13 protein-coding genes are annotated in these 16,968 nt (G+C 67.4%); 9 read left to right on the forward strand and 4 right to left on the reverse strand.

All coding sequences use genetic code 11. The features are described from left to right. Nucleotides 1-9 precede the first annotated feature (9 nt). Nucleotides 10-1,977 (forward strand): peptide ABC transporter substrate-binding protein, encoded by a 1,968-nt coding sequence (locus AC6HZP_RS18900; protein WP_497524090.1) that lies wholly within the window; start codon nt 10-12, stop codon nt 1,975-1,977. Nucleotides 1,978-2,083: 106 nt separating this feature from the next. Here the strand turns inward: AC6HZP_RS18900 and AC6HZP_RS18905 are convergent, their stop codons facing one another. The 4 genes from AC6HZP_RS18905 to AC6HZP_RS18920 all read right to left on the reverse strand — a co-directional run bounded on the left by AC6HZP_RS18905 (nt 2,084) and on the right by AC6HZP_RS18920 (nt 6,674). Next, the gene (locus AC6HZP_RS18905) at nt 2,084-2,350 is read right to left on the reverse strand and encodes a YMGG-like glycine zipper-containing protein (protein ID WP_201400553.1); all 267 of its coding nucleotides are present in this window, start codon (nt 2,348-2,350) and stop codon (nt 2,084-2,086) included. Nucleotides 2,351-2,554: 204 nt separating this feature from the next. After that, the gene (locus tag AC6HZP_RS18910; protein WP_201400554.1) at nt 2,555-2,818 is read right to left on the reverse strand and encodes a YMGG-like glycine zipper-containing protein; all 264 of its coding nucleotides are present in this window, start codon (nt 2,816-2,818) and stop codon (nt 2,555-2,557) included. A 264-nt stretch (nt 2,819-3,082) separates the two neighbouring features. After that, entirely contained in the window at nt 3,083-4,375 is a 1,293-nt protein-coding gene (gene rhaI / locus AC6HZP_RS18915) for an L-rhamnose catabolism isomerase (protein WP_497524091.1), read from the reverse strand. A 196-nt stretch (nt 4,376-4,571) separates the two neighbouring features. Next, on the reverse strand, nt 4,572-6,674 hold the full coding sequence (locus tag AC6HZP_RS18920) for a bifunctional rhamnulose-1-phosphate aldolase/short-chain dehydrogenase (RefSeq protein WP_497524092.1): 2,103 nt from the start codon (nt 6,672-6,674) through the stop codon (nt 4,572-4,574). Between the two features lie 297 nt (nt 6,675-6,971). On the opposite strand from AC6HZP_RS18920, the gene AC6HZP_RS18925 reads away from it, so the two are divergent. From AC6HZP_RS18925 to AC6HZP_RS18960, 8 genes are all read left to right on the forward strand, one after another. Next, nucleotides 6,972-7,769, forward strand: coding sequence for a DeoR/GlpR family DNA-binding transcription regulator (locus AC6HZP_RS18925; RefSeq protein WP_201400557.1), 798 nt, complete (start codon nt 6,972-6,974; stop codon nt 7,767-7,769). Nucleotides 7,770-7,846: 77 nt separating this feature from the next. Then, nucleotides 7,847-9,373, forward strand: coding sequence for a sugar ABC transporter ATP-binding protein (locus AC6HZP_RS18930; protein WP_497524093.1), 1,527 nt, complete (start codon nt 7,847-7,849; stop codon nt 9,371-9,373). Next, a complete protein-coding gene (locus AC6HZP_RS18935) occupies nt 9,373-10,356 on the forward strand; it encodes an ABC transporter permease (RefSeq protein ID WP_201400559.1) in 984 nt (327 codons plus the stop codon). The genes AC6HZP_RS18930 and AC6HZP_RS18935 overlap by 1 nt, the downstream gene beginning before the upstream one ends. A 7-nt stretch (nt 10,357-10,363) precedes the next feature. After that, complete coding sequence (locus AC6HZP_RS18940) at nt 10,364-11,314, forward strand: ABC transporter permease (protein ID WP_497524094.1); 951 nt, start codon at nt 10,364-10,366, stop codon at nt 11,312-11,314. 69 nt (nt 11,315-11,383) lie between these two features. Beyond that, nucleotides 11,384-12,490, forward strand: a complete 1,107-nt coding sequence (locus AC6HZP_RS18945) for an autoinducer 2 ABC transporter substrate-binding protein (protein ID WP_201400561.1) — start codon at nt 11,384-11,386, stop codon at nt 12,488-12,490. Between the two features lie 462 nt (nt 12,491-12,952). Next, a complete protein-coding gene (locus AC6HZP_RS18950) occupies nt 12,953-14,008 on the forward strand; it encodes a class II aldolase/adducin family protein (RefSeq protein WP_497524095.1) in 1,056 nt (351 codons plus the stop codon). 4 nt (nt 14,009-14,012) lie between these two features. Continuing rightward, a complete protein-coding gene (locus tag AC6HZP_RS18955) occupies nt 14,013-15,383 on the forward strand; it encodes an FGGY-family carbohydrate kinase (protein ID WP_497524096.1) in 1,371 nt (456 codons plus the stop codon). 12 nt (nt 15,384-15,395) lie between these two features. Then, nucleotides 15,396-16,763, forward strand: a complete 1,368-nt coding sequence (locus tag AC6HZP_RS18960) for an FGGY-family carbohydrate kinase (RefSeq protein ID WP_497524097.1) — start codon at nt 15,396-15,398, stop codon at nt 16,761-16,763. Nucleotides 16,764-16,968: the final 205 nt, after the last annotated feature.

Consider the following 16,968-nt stretch of genomic DNA (forward strand, 5'->3'; position numbering starts at 1 on the left):
GAAATGAGAATGCGATTCGCCTGGATCGCCGGCGTGATGCTCGCGGCGACCGCCGTGGTGCCCGCCAGCGCCGACGTGATCTACCCGCGCGGGCTGGTGCGGGCTCCGGAGACGCTCGACCCGCAGAAGGCCGCGACCTTCAACGAGACCCCCATCCTCTACGACCTGTTCGAAGGCCTGGTGACGCTCGACGCCGGGGGCCGCCCGATCCCGGGCGCGGCCGAGAGCTGGACGATCTCGCCGGACGGCCGCGTCTACACCTTCGCGCTGCGCCCCGACGCGCGCTGGTCGAATGGCGATGTCGTCAAGGCTTCCGATTTCGTCGCCTCGTTCCGCCGGCTGTTCACGCCGGCGACCGGCGCGACCGAGACAGGCCCCCTCCTCGTCATCCAGAACGCCAACGCCGTCCAGCAGGGCAGCGCGAAGCCCGAGACGCTCGGCGTCGCCGCGCCCGACGCGACGACGCTTGAGATCACGCTGGAACGGCCGGTGCCGACCTTCCTGCTGCGCCTGGCGCTGCCGGTGGCGCTGCCCGTCAATGTCGCGACGATCAAGAAGCTCGGCGCCGATTTCGGCTCGACCGGCAAGATCGTCTCGAACGGCGCCTATCGCCTGGCGGCCATCGACAAGAAGGATGGCTACATCCTGGTCAAGAACGCGCGCTTCCGCGACGCCAAGGCGATGCCGATCGACAGCGTCGTCTACAAGCCGTTCGAAAGCCCGGCCGATTGCGTCGAGGCCTTCCGCGCCAAGACCGTGCTCTCCTGCCCGGACGTGCCGACGGAGACCCTGCAGGACCTGCGCGGCGAGTTCGGCGCAGCCCTGCGCCTCGCGCCCTATCCCGGCACCTATTATTACGCGTTCAACACGACGAAGAAGCCGTTCGACAACATCGTCGTCCGCCGCGCGCTGTCGATGGCGATCGATCGCCCGGCGCTGGCCAGCGCGGTCTGGTCGGGCGCCATGATCCCGACGGAGACGCTGGTGCCGGCCGAACTCTCCGGCATTCCCGCGAAGACACCGGAGCCGATCGAGATCCGCCGCGCCGAAGCGCGCCAGCTGCTCGAGGCGGCCGGATTCGGAGCGGCAGCGGAGCCCGCCCAGCCCGAGGCGGCCCCGACAAAGGAGACGGCCAAGCCGGCCGACATGCAGGCAGCCGATATACAGGCTCCGGACGCCAAATCTTCGGACAGCAAATCGGCGGACACCAAGCCGGCTGACCTCAAGGCTGCCGATGCCAAGCCTTCAACGGTCGAGCCCTCGGGCGTGAAGCCCGACAGCGCCCCGGCCAACGCCGGCAAGCCCGATCCGGCCGACGGCAAGGAAGCCAGCCAGGAAGCCAAGGCGGCGGATGCCGCGCCCGCCGGCGACGTCGCGGACAAGGCCGGCGCCGACGCCACAAAGCACGAGGACGAGGCCCAGTCGGCGGAATCCTCGGACAGCCAATCGGCTGATATCAAGGTGGCAGAAGCCAAGCCTGCCGCGCCGGCTGGCCCGCAGCCCCTGACGCTGACGATCCGCGTCGGCACCGGCATGGGGCACGAGGAGACGGCGCACGCCATCGCGGCGCAGTGGAAGGCGATCGGCGTCGAGGCGACGGTGGTGACCGAGCCGAACGCGGCGCATTTCGCGAGATTGCGCGACGGCGGCGATTTCGACGTCGCCCGCACCGGCTGGATCGCCGACGAGATCGACCCGATCGACCTCCTGACGGTGCTCCGAAGCGACAATGTCCGCTTCAACTATCCGCGCTATCGCAACCCCGGCTACGACCAGTTGCTCGACCAGGCCGCGACCGAGATGGACATGGACAAGCGGCTGAAGGACCTCAATACCGCCTCCGCCATGCTGGCCGGCGACGCGCCGATCCTGCCGCTGCTCGGCTATGTCTCGCTGTCGCTGGTGTCGCCGACGCTCGGCGGCTGGCAGGACAACCCGCGCAACGTTCACCCGACGCGCTACATGACGGTGAACTGACGAGCCGCAATCCGATCCTTTCACCGCCTGAAGCAAGCGGTGAAAGGATCCGGATACGGCTCAAATTATCAGGCGCGAACCAGGATTTGCTTCGCTCGAAGACGCGCTAGCGACAGGCGACGTAGTGGCGGCGGCCATATTCATCGCGCCAGTAGCAGCGGCCGGTCGTCGCGTCGGCGATGATCGCGCCGGTGACCGCGCCGACGCCGGCGCCGATCAGCGCGCCACCCGCCTTGCCGGTCGCGAGACCGCCGATCGCGGCGCCCGTGGCACCGCCGAGCAATGCCGCATCGCCCGTTCGCGAGCCGGTCGTGCAACCGGCCAGAATGGCGCCCGACAGGGCGAAAGCGATCACGAGCGGGGCTCTCTTCATCTTTACCTCCTCTGACGCGGCGCGATCCGCCCAACCTATCGGTTCCGGGCGGCGCGTCCGGCTGCACCATGCCATTTGGTAATGCGGAGGTCCCGGATCAGTTCCGGCCGGATCGGTCCGGACGCGTACGGAAACGCACGGGCGCGGCCAAAAAGAAACGGCCGGGACGAGGTCCCGGCCGTTCCAACAAATCAAGAAAACAAATTAGCGGCAGGACGTGTAGTGACGACGACCGCGATCGTCCTTCCAGTAGCAACGGCCGGTGGCGTCGGCGATGATCGCGCCCGACACGGCACCGATACCGGCGCCGATCGCAGCCGCGCCGACGCTGCCGCCTGCGAGACCACCGATGGCCGCACCGGCGAGACCGCCGACGACGGCACCGTCACCGGCACGCGAGCCGGTGGTGCAGCCTGCAACCACAGCGCCGAGGGCGACGAGCATTACGAGCGTAGAAGCCTTCTTCATCAATATCTCCTGTCCACATGAACCCCCGAGAGCGACCGCCAAGGACGAAGAGAACCGGCGGCTTCCCTCACAACGGCGCTCGACCCATTTGCGCTCCGCGATCGCATGGATCACAGACGGTCAGGGTCGCGGCCATGCACCCGCCCCCCTTGAAGGGTCAGTCAGGCTCGAAGTCAAGCTAGCTGGTCCGGAGGGCACAGAGAAGAGGCAACCCGGCCATGGGACGGATCCCCCCTTCCAATTGTCGCAATCGATGCAAAAAGGTCAGACAATGCCGCTGGAACTGCCGCCGGAGGACGGCCTTTCGGCTGACACCCTCGCCCGGTAGCCGGATGCGCGATAGACGCCGATCGGATCGATCGCGCCGCCCTTGGCCAGCCGCGCCTTGGCGAGAATCGGGCCGACATCCGTGGTGAAGGCGCGCTTCAGCGTCTGATTCGCCATCAATACATCGTTCGCCTGCTGATGTTCGCCGAGCCCAGCCCGATCGACGATGAGCGCCTGCGCATAGGCGCGCAGGATCTCGATCGCGCTCGCCATCAGGCTCTCGATCGGGTCGGTGACGTTGTGCGACTGGTCGATCATGTAGGCGGGGTCGAAGGCCCTGGCCTTGCGATATTCGGCGTCGACCAGCTCGTTGAAGACGAGGAAGAGCTGGAACGGATTGATCGAGCCGGCGTCGAGATCGTCGTCGCCATATTTCGAATCGTTGAAGTGGAAGCCGGCGAGCTTCCCGAACTGGATCAGCCGCGCGACGATCATCTCGATGTTGACGTTCGGCGCGTGGTGGCCGAGGTCGACCAGGCAGAACGCCTTCGGGCCAAGCTCCTGGGCGATCAGGTAGTTGGTGCCCCAGTCCTGCACGACGGTCGAGTAGAAAGCCGGCTCATAGAGCTTGTGCTCGGTGAAGACGCGCCAATCGTCCGGCAGCGCCCGGTAGACGGATTTCATCGCATCGAGATAGCGCTCGAACGCACCGGTGAAGTTCGACTGGCCGGGGAAGTTGGAGCCGTCGCCGATCCAGACCGTCAGCGCCTTCGAGCCCAGCACCTTGCCGATCTCGATCGTCTCGATGTTGTGCTCGATCGCCTGCTGGCGGACGGCCGCGTCGGTATGCGACAGCGAGCCGAATTTATAAGAGAGCTTCTGATCCTGGGCGTCGGAGAAGGTGTTCGAATTCATCGCGTCGAAGCCGAGGCCGAGCGCGTCGGCATGCGCCTTCAGCGCCTTCGGATCCGCCTTGTCCCAGGGGTTGTGCAGCGAGACGTTGGGCGTGGCGCGGGTCAGCTGGTTGATGACGGCGCAATCGTCGAGCTTCTCGAAGATGCCGCGCGGCTCGCCGGGGCCGGCGAAGCGGGCGAAGCGCGTGCCGCCGGTGCCGACGCCCCAGGACGGCACGGCGACGGAGAAGGCCGCGACCTTGCGCGTGATCGCATCGATGTCGAGGCCGCGCCGGTCGAACTGCTCGCCGAGCGCGGCATAGTCGTTGGCGAGCGCCGCATCCCCGGCCTTGTTCTGCTCGGCGAGCAAGTCTGCGGAAATCGGAAGATCGGTCATGCGCGGTTCCTCCCCGAACCTGATGTTTTCTGACATGGCCCCAAGGCTCCTCCCGCCTGGGACCGTCCGACAATTCGCCAGGCCGAGCCGGCTGGCGTGAGCTTCGAGAACCGGAGCGGAGCGGACGTTGGTCCGTGAGCACCGGAAGCGCAGAAGATCGCGTCAGACGGCCGGCCTGGTAGAATTGGCGCCGGTCTCAGCGGGCAAAGCTGATGACGTTGCCCGCATCGACATTGATGATGTTGCCGGTCGACTTGTTCGAGAGATCGGCGGCGAGGAAATAGGCGGCCTCGGCGATGTCCTCCGGGAACACGCTGCGCTTCAGCAGCGAGCGGTTGCGGTAGAACTCCTCGAGATCGTCCTCGCCGACCTTGTTCGACTGGGCGCGCTGCTGGCGCCATTCGCCCTGCCAGATCTTCGAGCCGCGCAGCACCGCATCGGGATTGATCGTGTTGACGCGGATGCCGAAGGGGGCGCCCTCGAGCGCCAGACAGCGGGCGAGATGGATCTCGGCCGCCTTGGCGGTGCAATAGGCCGAGGCGCCGGCGGAGGCCGCGAGGCCGTTCTTCGAGGCGATGAAGACGATCGAGCCGCCGAGCTTCTGCGTCTTCATGATGCGGTAGGCGGCGCGGGAGACGAGGAAATAGCCGGTCGCGAGGATCGCGATGTTCTTGTCCCAGGTCTCGAGCGTCGTCTCCTCGAACGGCGCGGCGGAGGAGATGCCGGCATTGGAGACGAGGATGTCGATGCCGCCATACTCGATCAGCGTGTCGTGGAACGCCTTGTCGACCGCGCCCTCGCTGGTGACGTTGGCGATGACGCCGCGGATGTTGTCCTTGCCGAACTTGGCGCCGAGGCCGGAGACGGTCGTATCGAGCGCCGCCTGGTCAATGTCGGCGACCACGACGACCGCGCCTTCCTGCAGGTAGCGGACGGCGGTGGCCGAGCCGATGCCGCCGGCGCCGCCGGTGATGAAGGCGATCCGGCCGGCGAGCGACTTCGGCTTCGGCATGCGCTGCAGCTTGGCCTCTTCGAGCAGCCAGTACTCGATGTCGAAGGCTTCCTGCTCATGGAGCCCGACATAGGTCGAGACCGTCGAGGCGCCGCGCATCACGTTGATGGCGTTGACGTAGAACTCGCCGGCGATGCGGGCGGTGGCCTTGTCGCGGGCGAAGGTGATCATGCCGACGCCGGGCACCAGATAGACCACGGCGTTGGGATCACGCATCGCCGGGCTGTCGGCATGCTTGCAACGGTCGTAATAGGCCGCATAGTCGGCGCGATAGGCGTCGAGCGCGCCGTCGAGGCCTTCCAGCACGGCGTCCAGATTGTCCTTGGCCGGATCATAGTCGACGACCAGCGGACGGATCTTGGTGCGCAGGAAATGATCGGGGCAGGACGTGCCGAGGGCCGCCAAAGCGCGAAGCTGAGCGGAATTGACGAATTCGAGCACGGCCGGCTGGTCGTCGAAATGACCGACCTTCGATTCCTGCTTGCCGATGCGGCCGCGGATCTCAGGCATCAGGCTGGCTGCGACGGCGCGGCGCTTCTCGGCGTCGAGCGACTGCGTCACGGCGCCGCCGAAGATCGCCTTGCCGTGGGTCTCGCTCGCGAACCAGGCGATCGCCTTGTTGATGATCTCGAGCGTCAGCTCATAGGCTTCCTTGGACGTGTCGGCCCAGGTGAACAGGCCATGGCTTTCGAGCACGACGCCCTTGGCGTTCGGGTTCTCGGTGGCGAATTTCGACAGCCACAGGCCGAGCTCGAAACCGGGCCGCTTCCAGGGCAGCCAGCCGATCGTGTCGCCATAGATCTGCTGGGTCAGTTCCTTGGAGTTCTCCGACGCGGCGATGGCGATGATCGCATCGGGATGCATGTGGTCGACGTGCTTGTAGGGCACATAGGCGTGCAGCGGCGTGTCGATCGAGGCAGCGCGGGGATTGAGGTTGAAGGTGCAATGCGGCAGGTAGCCGACCATCTCGTCCTCATGCGCGAGGCCGCGATAGATGCCCTTCAGCGCTTCGAGCTTGTCCTGGTAGAGGGTGGCGAAACCGTCGAGCTTCATCGAACCGACGTCGCCGCCCGAACCCTTGACCCAGAGCACGGTCGCGTCCTGCCCCGTCAGCGGATCCTTCTCCGTCACCTTGGCGGAGGTGTTGCCGCCGCCGAAATTGGTGATGCGCTTGTCGGAACCGAGCAGGTTCGAACGATACAGCAGCAGCTCCGACTCGCCGAGGCCGGCGGCCTTGGCTTCGTCCCAGCGGTTGTCGAGAAGGTGCGAGGAAGCGGATTCTGTCATGATCGGTGCTCTTGATCGGCCGCCGCTTCGCAAGGCGAGCGCCTCGGATCGGCGAACCATCCACGGGGGACGTCACCCGGACCGTCAGACCGGGGACCACGCAAGTGTGGATCATGATCTGTCAGGGACCGTAGCGCTTGTCAATCAAGTCCAATCATATCAAAGCACCAAACCGCGAATATTGCGCTGCATTATGATCGCAAATGATTGTATTGCGACGCATCATTATCGAGAATGATCGTTTCTGATTGACAATCATCGGAAAGCTTGGACAATCCAGTCCCGTCGGAGGAAAGAATGCACGAAATCGAGCGCCACAGGATCATCCTCGGCGAGGTGGCCGAACGGCCCGTCGTCACGGTGGCGCAGCTCGTCGGCCTGACCGGCGCCTCCGAGGCCACGATCCGGCGCGACATCACGGCGCTCAATGACGAGGGCCAGCTGCGCAAGGTGCGCGGCGGCGCCGAGCGGCTGCATGGCGGCGAAAACAACGGCATGCGCAGCCTGATGACGCCGGCCTTCGAGGAGCAGCGCCTGCAGAACCTCGCCGCCAAGCGCGCCATCGCCCGGGCGGCGGCGGAACTCTGCGCGGTCGGGGAATCCATCATCGTCAACGGCGGCACCACGACCTACTGCCTCGGGCCGCACATCGCCGAGCGCAAGCTGCGCGTGCTCACCAATTCGCTCGATCTCGCGCTCTATCTGATCGGCAATGGCGACTGCCAGGTCGTGCTGCCGGGCGGCGACATCCATCGCGAACAACGCATGGTCGTCAGCCCCTACACCAACGACACGGTGATCGAGCATTTCTACGCCACGCGGTTCTTCCTCGGCGCGCACGCCATCCGCCGCCAGGGCCTGATCGAGGGCGACCCCGTCCTGATCAAGGCCGAACAGAAGATGCTGAAGCAGGCCGAGCAGGTGATCGCGCTCGTCGACGGCTCCAAGTTCCAGCCGCGCGGCAGCCTGATCCTCTGTCCCCTGACCCAGCTCGACCGGGTGATCACGGACAGTTCCGCCCCGAAGGAAGCCTGCGACATGCTGCGCGACGCCGGCGTCATCGTCGACGTCGTCGAGGTCGAACCGGAGAGTTAGCGAACCAGAGAACGCGCCAATCCCGGCCAACAAGAAAACCGGCGGCAAAGCCGGACGTTCAAGGGAAACGCCAAGAAATGCAGCCGATTCTGGCCCTGGAGGGGGTGTCGAAATCGTTCGCCGGCGTCAAGGCTTTGAAGGACGTCTCGTTTGACGTCCGGCCGGGCGAAGTCCATGCGCTGATGGGCGAGAACGGCGCCGGCAAGTCGACGCTGATCAAGGTCATGGCCGGCGTGCACACGCCCGACACCGGCGAGATCCGCGTCAACGGCGCGGTCGTCCGCTTCGCCTCGCCGCGCGAGGCCCGCGCCGCCGGCATCGCCACCGTCTACCAGGAACTCCTGCTCTTCCCCGAGCTCTCCGTCGCCGAGAACATCTTCCTCGGCCACGCGCCGCGCACGACGATGAACGCGCTCGACTGGACGAAGATGCGCGACGAGGCGCGCCGCCTGCTCGACGATCTCGACAGCCACGACCTCGACGTCGACGCCCGCGTCGGCAGCCTCTCGGTCGCCAACCGCCAGCGCGTCGAGATCGCCAAGGCGCTGTCGCAGGACGCGCGCGTGCTGATCATGGACGAGCCGACGGCGGCGCTGTCCGATACCGACGCACGCCGGCTCATGGACGTCGTCCGGCGGCTGCGCGATCGCGGCGTCGCCATCGTCTATGTCTCGCACCGCATGCCGGAGATCTTCGCGCTCGCGACCCGCGTCACCGTGCTGCGCGACGGCGCCTATGTCGGCACGCACGACATCGGCGCGATCACCGAGGGCGATCTGGTGTCGATGATGGTCGGCCGCCCGGTCGACCAGCTCTTTCCGAAGGTCGATACCCAGATCGGCGCGCCGGTGCTGGAGCTGCGCAATGTCGGCTATCGCGACGAGGTCGAGGACGTCTCGTTCACGCTGCGGGCCGGCGAGATCCTCGGCATCGCCGGGCTGATCGGCTCGGGCCGCACCGAGCTCGCGCTCACCATCTTCGGGATCACGCCGGCGACGTCGGGCGAGATCCTGCTCGACGGCAAGCCGATCGTCATCTCCGATCCGAAGCAGGCGCGCGACCTCGGCATCGCCTATGTGCCGGAGGATCGCGGCCTGCAGGGCCTGATCAAGCCGCAGACGATCCGCGAGAACCTGTCGCTCGCCCTGCTCGACCGCATCTCGACGGCGACCATCGTCGACCGCGTCAAGGAATCCAATTTGGCGAAGGAGCTGATCCAGCGCTTCGGCATCCGCGCCCGCGGGCCGGAGCAGCTCGTGCGCCAGCTCTCCGGCGGCAACCAGCAGAAGGTCGTGCTGGCGAAATGGGTGGCGACCGAGCCGCGCGTGCTGATCATGGACGAGCCGACGCGCGGCATCGACGTCGGCGCCAAGGCCGAGATCCACGCGCTGATGAGCCGTCTCGCCGGCCAGGGCCTCGCCGTGCTGATGATCTCCAGCGAGTTGCCCGAGGTGCTCGGCATGAGCGACCGCGTGCTCGTCATGAGCAATGGCCGCATCGTCGCCGAGTTCGACCGCGCCGCCGCGACGCCCGACGCGGTCGGCGCCGCCATGATGCACACCAGCGCCAACGATGTCGGCGTCGCCCAGGCGGAGGTCGCCTGATGTCGTCGCCCTCCGCCGTCGCCCGGCCGGCGCCCGCCATGCATCCGATGAAGCGCATCGCCGCCTATGGCCAGGAATTCATCCTGCTCGGCGCCATCCTCGCGCTCTTCGTCGTCGTCAGCTTCGTCAACCCGCGCTTCCTCGGCGCCAACAACATCACCAACATCTTCGCCGGCAACGCCTATATCGCGGTCGCCGCGATCGGCATGTCGCTGGTCATCATCTCCGGCCACATCGACGTCGCCGTCGGCTCGCTGATCGGCGTCTTGGCGACGATCTCCGGCACGCTCGCCGTCAACGGCTATCCGATCTGGCTCGCCTGGCTCGCGCCGGTGCTGATCGGCATCCTCGTCAACGCCGGCGTCGGCGCGCTGATCGCCTATCTGCGCATCCCGTCGATCGTCGTCACCCTCGGCATGCTGTCGATCCTCAAGGGCGGACTGATCAGCGTCACCGCCGGCGCCTGGATCACCAATCTGCCGGCCGACTACCTGATCGCGCAGTTCCGCCTGTTCGATATCCCCTCGCCGGTCTGGTTCATGGTGATCCTGACGGCGCTGGTGGCGTTCTGGATGCGCTATTCCGGCTTCGGCCGGACGATCTACGCGATCGGCGGCAATGTCGAGGCGGCACGCGTCGCCGGCATCCAGGTCGAGCGTTCGACCGTCATCGTCTTCGCCATCCACGGCGCCTTCGCCGGCATCGCGGCGGTGCTGTTCGCCACGCAATTGCAGGTCATCCAGTCGACCGTGCCGCCCAATCTGGAGCTGACCGTGATCACTGCCTCCGTCGTCGGCGGCGTCTCGATCCTCGGCGGCACCGGCACGGTGATCGGCTCGACACTGGCCGCAATCCTGTTCGCCGCGATCGCCTCCTCGCTCATCTTCCTCAATGTCTCCGCCTATTGGCTGCGCGCCGTGCAGGGTCTTCTGATCCTCGTCACCGTGCTCGCCGACATGGCGCGGCGACGCCGGCTCCGGTGACGATCCGATGACCGCAACGCTCCGCTCCCTGCTCCGCCACGAGACGATCCTCGCGATCCTTCTCGTCCTGGTGCTCTTCGCGCTGGCGACCCAGTCCGACCGCTTCTTCACCACCGCCAACCTGTTGAACCAGGGCCGGCTGATGGCCGAGGTCGGACTGGTGGCGCTCGCCATGACCTTCGTCATCGTCACCGGCGGCATCGACCTCTCGGTCGGCTCCATCCTCGGCCTGACGGCGATCCTGCTCGGCGTATTCTGGCACAATCTCGGCATTCCCCTGCCGGTCGCCATGGTGCTCGCGATCTTCGCCGCCGGCATCGGCGGGCTGGTCAACGGCCTGATCATCACCCGCTTCAAGGTGCCGCCGCTGATCGCGACGCTGGCGACGCTCGCGCTCTATCGCGGCCTCGCCGAGGGCATCAGCCAGGCCCGGTCGGTGCGCGGCTATCCGGACTGGTTCTTCGTGCTCGGCCAGGGCGAGGTGCTCGGCGTGCCGACCCAGCTCTGGATCCTCGGCCTCCTGGTCATCATCGCCGCCGTCATCCTCGGGCTCACCACCTTCGGCCGCGCCACCTATGCGACCGGCGCCAACGAGACCGGCGCCCGCTTCTCCGGCATCGGCGTCGATCGCACCAAGCTGCTGATCTACACGGCCTCCGGCCTCGTCGCAGGCCTCGCCGGCGTCATCTTCGTCTCGCGCGTCTCGACCACGCGTTCCGACATGGGCACCGGCCTGGAGCTCGACGTCATCACAGCCGTGGTGCTCGGCGGCACATCGATCTTCGGCGGACGGGGCACCATCATCGGCACAGTTCTCGGCCTGATCCTGATGCAGGCGCTGAAGAACGGACTCGCGCTCTCCGGGGTCAAGGGCGACGGCACCATCGTCGTCATCGGCCTCGTGCTCATCCTCGCGATCGTCGCGAGCAATCTCTTCAGCCGCGAAGGCGACGGCTGATCAATCAGGGGACGAAGGGGTCTCGCCGCAACAACAAAGGCCCCGGCGTCATTTTGGAGGAGAAGAGCCATGTTGAAGAGAACCGTAGCCCTGGCGCTAGGCCTAAGCCTCGGCGTCAGCAGCGCCGCCTTTGCAGGGAACTGGACGGGCGGCGACGACCTGCCGACCAACCCGCTCGCCTGCGACGGCACCCCGGGCAAGGCCGAGGCCAAGCCCTATGACGGCGGCGTGCCGACCAATGCGCCGGACCGCAAGGCCAAGCCGATCAAGGTCGTCGACGTGCCGAAGCTGATCGGCATCGGCTATTTCAACGCCACCTCGAAGGGCATCGCCGAAGCGGCCAAGGAACTCGGCAATGTCGAGGCCAAGACCGACGGCCCGACCCAGGCCAACATCGACCAGCAGATCTCGTTCATCGACAACTACATCACGTCCGGCGTCGACGGCATCCTGTTCGCCGCCAACGACCCGGTCGCCATCGCGCCCGTGCTGAAGAAGGCGCTCGCCGCCGGCATCAACGTCGTCGGCTATGACGCCAATTCCGAGCCCGACGCCCGCCAGTGGTTCGTCAACCAGGCCGAGTTCAACGGCATCGCCAAGTCCCTGGTCGACAACATGGCCAAGGAAGTCGGCGAGGACGCCTCGTTCGCCATCGTCACCTCGACCTTCACCACGCCGAACCAGGCGCGCTGGATCGCCGAAATGGAAGCCTACCAGGCGAAGTGCCATCCCAACATGAAGTGGCTCGAGACCGTCGAGGCGCAGGAAGACAACGTCCTCTCCTTCAACCAGGCGACGACGCTGATCAACAAGCATGGCGACGACCTGAAGGGCCTCTTCGGCATGACCTCGGTCGCGACCCCGGCAACTGCCGAGGCCGTCACCCAGGCCGGCAAGTGCGGCAAGATCTCCGTCATCGGCCTCGCCACGCCGAACGCCATGAAGCCGTATGTCGAGAAGGACTGCGTCAAGTCGGTCGTGCTCTGGAACCCGGTCGATCTCGGCTATGCCGCGCTGCAGGTGCTGCGCGCCACCGCCGACGGCGACCTGAAGCCCGGCGCGACCTCGGTCAAGGCCGGCAAGCTCGGCGATCTGCAGGTGATCAACGGTTCCGAGATCCTGCTCGGCGCCCCGTTCACCTTCACCAAGGAAAACATCAAGGACTTCGATTTCTGATCGGATCCAGCGCGCGAGGCATGGTCCGCCATGCCTCGCGTTCCGTCTCGGCGCCCGACGAAAGTCGGATCCATTCTTCCTCTGCGCCTATGGAGACCCGAGCAGAACGCCACGGTCATGCAGGCCCCGATCTCCATCATCCTGAGGAGGCTTTCGAAGAAAGCCGTCTCGAAGGACGCACGGCCTCTGGGCAGGAACTGCACGACCACCCTGCGTCCTTCGAGACGGCCCTTCGGGCCTCCTCAGGATGATGGGATCGGCGTGCTGCAAAGATCTCCCGGAGCGAGAGGTCCACGCACGCGCGCGGCCGGTGAGGGTTACGGCCTCATCCGGAGAATTCCCTACCCCCTCACCCGGACCTGACGGTCCGACCTCTCCCCATGGGAGAGGTGAAGAGCCGGATTCCACTCGGATGGATGATGCTCTGCCCCTGTTCACCGCATGCCCATCCGGAGCCGGATAGTGTCCATTTCTGCCCATGATCCCGAATTCGTCGCCTTGAAGACGCTCTCCGCCGCGCTCGGGCGCGATCCGCACCGCACTCAGGCGGCCGGCGGCAACACCTCGCTGAAGCGCGACGGCATCCTCTGGGTGAAGGCCTCCGGCACCTGGCTCGCCGAGGCCGAGGACCGCGAGATCTTCCTGCCCGTGGCGCTGGAGCCGCTGCTCGCGGCCGTCGCTGAAAACGACGAGCGCGCCGCCAAGGCGACCGATTTCGTCATCGCCGAAGAAAACCCGCTCGGCCTTCGCCCCTCCGTGGAGACCTCGGTTCACGCCGTCATTCCGTTCCACGCCGTGCTGCACATCCACTGCGTCGAGACCGTCGCTCTGGTCGGCCGGCAGGATGCGAAAGCCGTGATCGCCGCCCGGCTCGAAGGGCTTGCCGGCGTCACCTGGGCCTATGTCCCCTATGTGAAGCCCGGCCTGCCGCTGGCGCGCGAGATCGACGCCGTTTCGAAGCCCGGCACCAATGTCGTCATCCTCGGCAATCACGGCCTGATCGTCGCGGCGGAGACCGTCACCGAGGCCGGCCGCCTGATCGAGCGCGTCTCGGCGGCGCTGGCATCCCCCGTCCGCGCCGCGCCGCCGGCCAACATAGCGGCGCTCGAAGCCCTGGCCGAGGGTTCGCCCTATCGCCTGCCCGCCGATCCGGCGGCGCATGCGACCGCCACCGATCCCGAGCGCCTCGCCATCGCCCGCCAGGGCACGATCTATCCCGACCACGTCGTGTTCCTGGGCAGCGGCATCGCCGTGCTCGACGCGGACGACACGCCGGCGGCGCTCGCGGCGCGGTCGCCGATCGCCCCGATGCTGATCGCCGTGCCCGGCAAGGGCGTCCTCATCCACAGGCAAGTCCTGAACGGCGGCGACGCGCTCGCCCGGGCGCTCGCCGACGTCACCGGCCGCATCCCGCCCGGCACGCCGCTGAACTATCTGACCGTCGAGCAGGAACAGGAACTGGTCACCTGGGACGCCGAGATCTACCGGCGAGCGCTCGCCGCCACCGCGAAGACCTGAACGCATGACGGAAGCCATTGCTGTCCTCGACATCGGCAAGTCGAACGCCAAGCTTGCCTTGCTCGACCGCGAGACCCGCGCCGTCCTCGACATACGGACGCGGAAGAACGCCGTGCTGCCCGGCCCGCCCTATCCGCATTTCGACGTCGACGGCATCTGGGAATGGTTCCTCGGCGGCCTTGCGGACTTCTCCACGCGGGCCGAGATCCGCGTCATCGCGACGACGACGCATGGCGCTTCCATCGTCGTGCTCAGCCGCGACGATCTCGCTTTGCCGGTGCTCGACTACGAGTTCGCCGGACCGGACGAGATCGCCGACGAATACCGCAAGGCGCGCGGCGATTTCGCCGAGATCCTGTCGCCCGACATGCCGGGCGGCCTCAATGCCGGACGGCAGCTCTACTGGATGTCGCGCCGCTTCCCGGAGGCGTTCGCGAAGGCCGAGGCGATCCTGCCCTATCCGCAATACTGGGTCTGGCGGCTCTCCGGCCGGCGCGTCGGCGAGGTCACCTCGTTCGGCGCGCATAGCGACCTCTGGAACGGCCGCGCCGGCGACTATTCGAGCCTCGCCGAGACGGAGGGGTGGACAAAGCTCTTTCCGCCCCGCGCCGCCGCCTGGGAGACGGTCGGCGCGATCCTGCCGGAAATCGCGCGGCGGACCGGCCTTCCGGCCGATTGCCGCGTCGTCGCCGGCATCCACGATTCGAATGCGAGCCTCTTGCCGCACATCCTGTCCCGCCCCCTGCCCTTCACCGTCATCTCGACGGGAACCTGGATGATCACCTTCGCCGCCGGCGGCAGCCTCGACCATCTCGACACGGCGCGCGGCGGCCTCGCCTATGCCGACGCCTTCGCGCGGCCGGTGCCGTCGGCAATGTCGATGGCGGGGCGCGAGTTCCAGATCCTGACCGAGGGCGAAGCGGCGGAGCCGGACGCAGCGGCGATCCGGGCCGTGATCGACGGACGCGTGATGGCGCTGCCGGGCTTCGTTCCCGGAAACGGCCCGTTCGGGCGGCGCACGGGCAGCTGGACGGTCGATCCCGCCGCGCTGTCGCCGGCCGAGCGGACCGCGGCGGCGAGCCTCTATGTCGCGCTGGTCGCCGAGGCCTGCCTCCGGTTGACGGGATCGGAGGGGCCGGTGCTGATCGAGGGACCGTTCGCGAAGAACGGCCTCTTCCTCTCGGCACTCGCCGCGCTGGTCGATCGACCCGTTATCGGCCGGCCGGATGCGACCGGCACCACGGAAGGCGCGGCACTCCTCGCAGACGGGCCGGATCGCCCGCGTGCCGCCAACCCCGATCCCGCCCCGGCGCCGCCGCTCGGCGACGACTTCGCCGGCTATGCAGCGCTCTGGCGGCGCCTCTCCGAGAGCTGACGAGGACCGACCATGCCGAAATCAACCATCGTTCTCGACATCGGCAAGACCAACGCCAAGCTGGCGCTGGTCGACGCGGCGACGCATGCCATCCTCGCCATCCGCACCACGACCAACGCCGTCGTGACCGAAGGCCTCTATCCGCATTTCGATGCCGAGCGGCTCTGGGCGTGGATCCTGGAGGGCCTGCGGGAATTCGCGCTCCAGGCCGAGATCGACTGCATCTCGACGACGACGCATGGCGGCGCGGCGGCGCTGATCGACGGCGACGATCTGGTCATGCCGATCCTCGACTACGAGTACCGCGGGCCGGATTCGATCGCCGAGGTCTATCGACCGCTGCGGGGCGCCTTCTGGGAGACGCTGTCGCCCGACCTGCCGGGCGGGCTGAATGTCGGCCGCCAGCTCTACTGGCAACAGGAGACCTTCCCGTCCGCCTTCGGCCGCGCCACGACGATCCTGCTCTATCCGCAATACTGGGTCTGGCGGCTGACCGGCGCCCGGGTCAGCGAGCCGACCATGCTCGGCTGCCACACCGATCTCTGGAACCCGGAGGCCGGCACCTTCTCGCGGCTTGCCGACGACCAGGGCTGGTCCGACATGGTGCCCCCACGCGTTCACCCCTGGGACACCGCCGGCACGATCCGCCCGGAAATCGCGGCGAAGACCGGGCTGCCGGCCGATTGCCGCGTCGTCGCCGGCATCCACGATTCGAACGCCAGCCTGCTTCCGCATATCCTGCGCCGCCGGCCGCCCTTCTCGGTAATCTCGACCGGCACCTGGATGATCTTCTTCGCCGTCGGCGGCTCGCTCGCCGACCTCGACCCGGCGCGCGACTGCCTCGCCAATGTCGACGCCTTCGACCGCGCCGTGCCCTCGGCCCGCTTCATGGCGGGGCGCGAATTCGCGCTCCTGACCGACGACGCCAAGGTCACGCCGAGCGCCGCCGAGATCGGCCGCATCCTCGGCGAGAAGATCATGGCGCTCCCCTCCTTCGCGCCGGGGACGGGGCCCTATGCCTTCCAGAGGGGCCGCTGGAGCCACGATCCGGCGACGCTGACGCCGGGCGAAAAGGTCGCCGCCGCCAGCCTCTATTGCGCCGTCGTCGCCGACACCTGCCTCAGCCTTACCGGTGCCGCGGGTCCGATCGTCGTCGAGGGGCCGATCACCCGCAACGCGCTGTTCCTGTCGGCGCTGACGAGCGTCGTCGGCCGGCCGGTGATCGCCCGCGCCGACGCGACCGGAACCACGGAGGGCGCGGCACTGCTCGCCAACGGCCCGGAAGGCGCCGGTCCGGGCCAGCCCGATCCGGAACCGGCGCCGCCGCTGCCGCATGACGTCAGCGCCTATGTCGCCGCCTGGCGCGCGGCGCTGGAATAGCGCCGATTGACCGCCGGCACTGCTCCTGTAACCTGACCTCGATCGCGTCACGGGGGAGAGCCGCCTGCCACCCGGCAGGAGGACCGTCGGCCGGTCGGGAGAGCCCAGCGTGCATCACGAGACGGTTGCCATCGTGCTCCCGGCGCTTCGCCGCCGGCTGCCTGCCGCCCTTCCCGAGCCTGCATCCCCGAAGACGACGACAAAC

The organism is Kaistia sp. SLG-1 (genome assembly GCF_059699055.1).

Coding starts and splice junctions, on each gene's coding strand:
- AC6HZP_RS18920 (WP_497524092.1), bottom strand. CDS start 6,674: ATGACAGAATCCGCTTCCTCGCACCTTCTCGACAACCGCTGGGACGAA.
- AC6HZP_RS18925 (WP_201400557.1), top strand. CDS start 6,972: ATGCACGAAATCGAGCGCCACAGGATCATCCTCGGCGAGGTGGCCGAA.
- AC6HZP_RS18910 (WP_201400554.1), bottom strand. CDS start 2,818: ATGAAGAAGGCTTCTACGCTCGTAATGCTCGTCGCCCTCGGCGCTGTG.
- rhaI (WP_497524091.1), bottom strand. CDS start 4,375: ATGACCGATCTTCCGATTTCCGCAGACTTGCTCGCCGAGCAGAACAAG.
- AC6HZP_RS18935 (WP_201400559.1), top strand. CDS start 9,373: ATGTCGTCGCCCTCCGCCGTCGCCCGGCCGGCGCCCGCCATGCATCCG.
- AC6HZP_RS18905 (WP_201400553.1), bottom strand. CDS start 2,350: ATGAAGAGAGCCCCGCTCGTGATCGCTTTCGCCCTGTCGGGCGCCATT.
- AC6HZP_RS18930 (WP_497524093.1), top strand. CDS start 7,847: ATGCAGCCGATTCTGGCCCTGGAGGGGGTGTCGAAATCGTTCGCCGGC.
- AC6HZP_RS18955 (WP_497524096.1), top strand. CDS start 14,013: ATGACGGAAGCCATTGCTGTCCTCGACATCGGCAAGTCGAACGCCAAG.
- AC6HZP_RS18900 (WP_497524090.1), top strand. CDS start 10: ATGCGATTCGCCTGGATCGCCGGCGTGATGCTCGCGGCGACCGCCGTG.
- AC6HZP_RS18945 (WP_201400561.1), top strand. CDS start 11,384: ATGTTGAAGAGAACCGTAGCCCTGGCGCTAGGCCTAAGCCTCGGCGTC.
- AC6HZP_RS18960 (WP_497524097.1), top strand. CDS start 15,396: ATGCCGAAATCAACCATCGTTCTCGACATCGGCAAGACCAACGCCAAG.
- AC6HZP_RS18940 (WP_497524094.1), top strand. CDS start 10,364: ATGACCGCAACGCTCCGCTCCCTGCTCCGCCACGAGACGATCCTCGCG.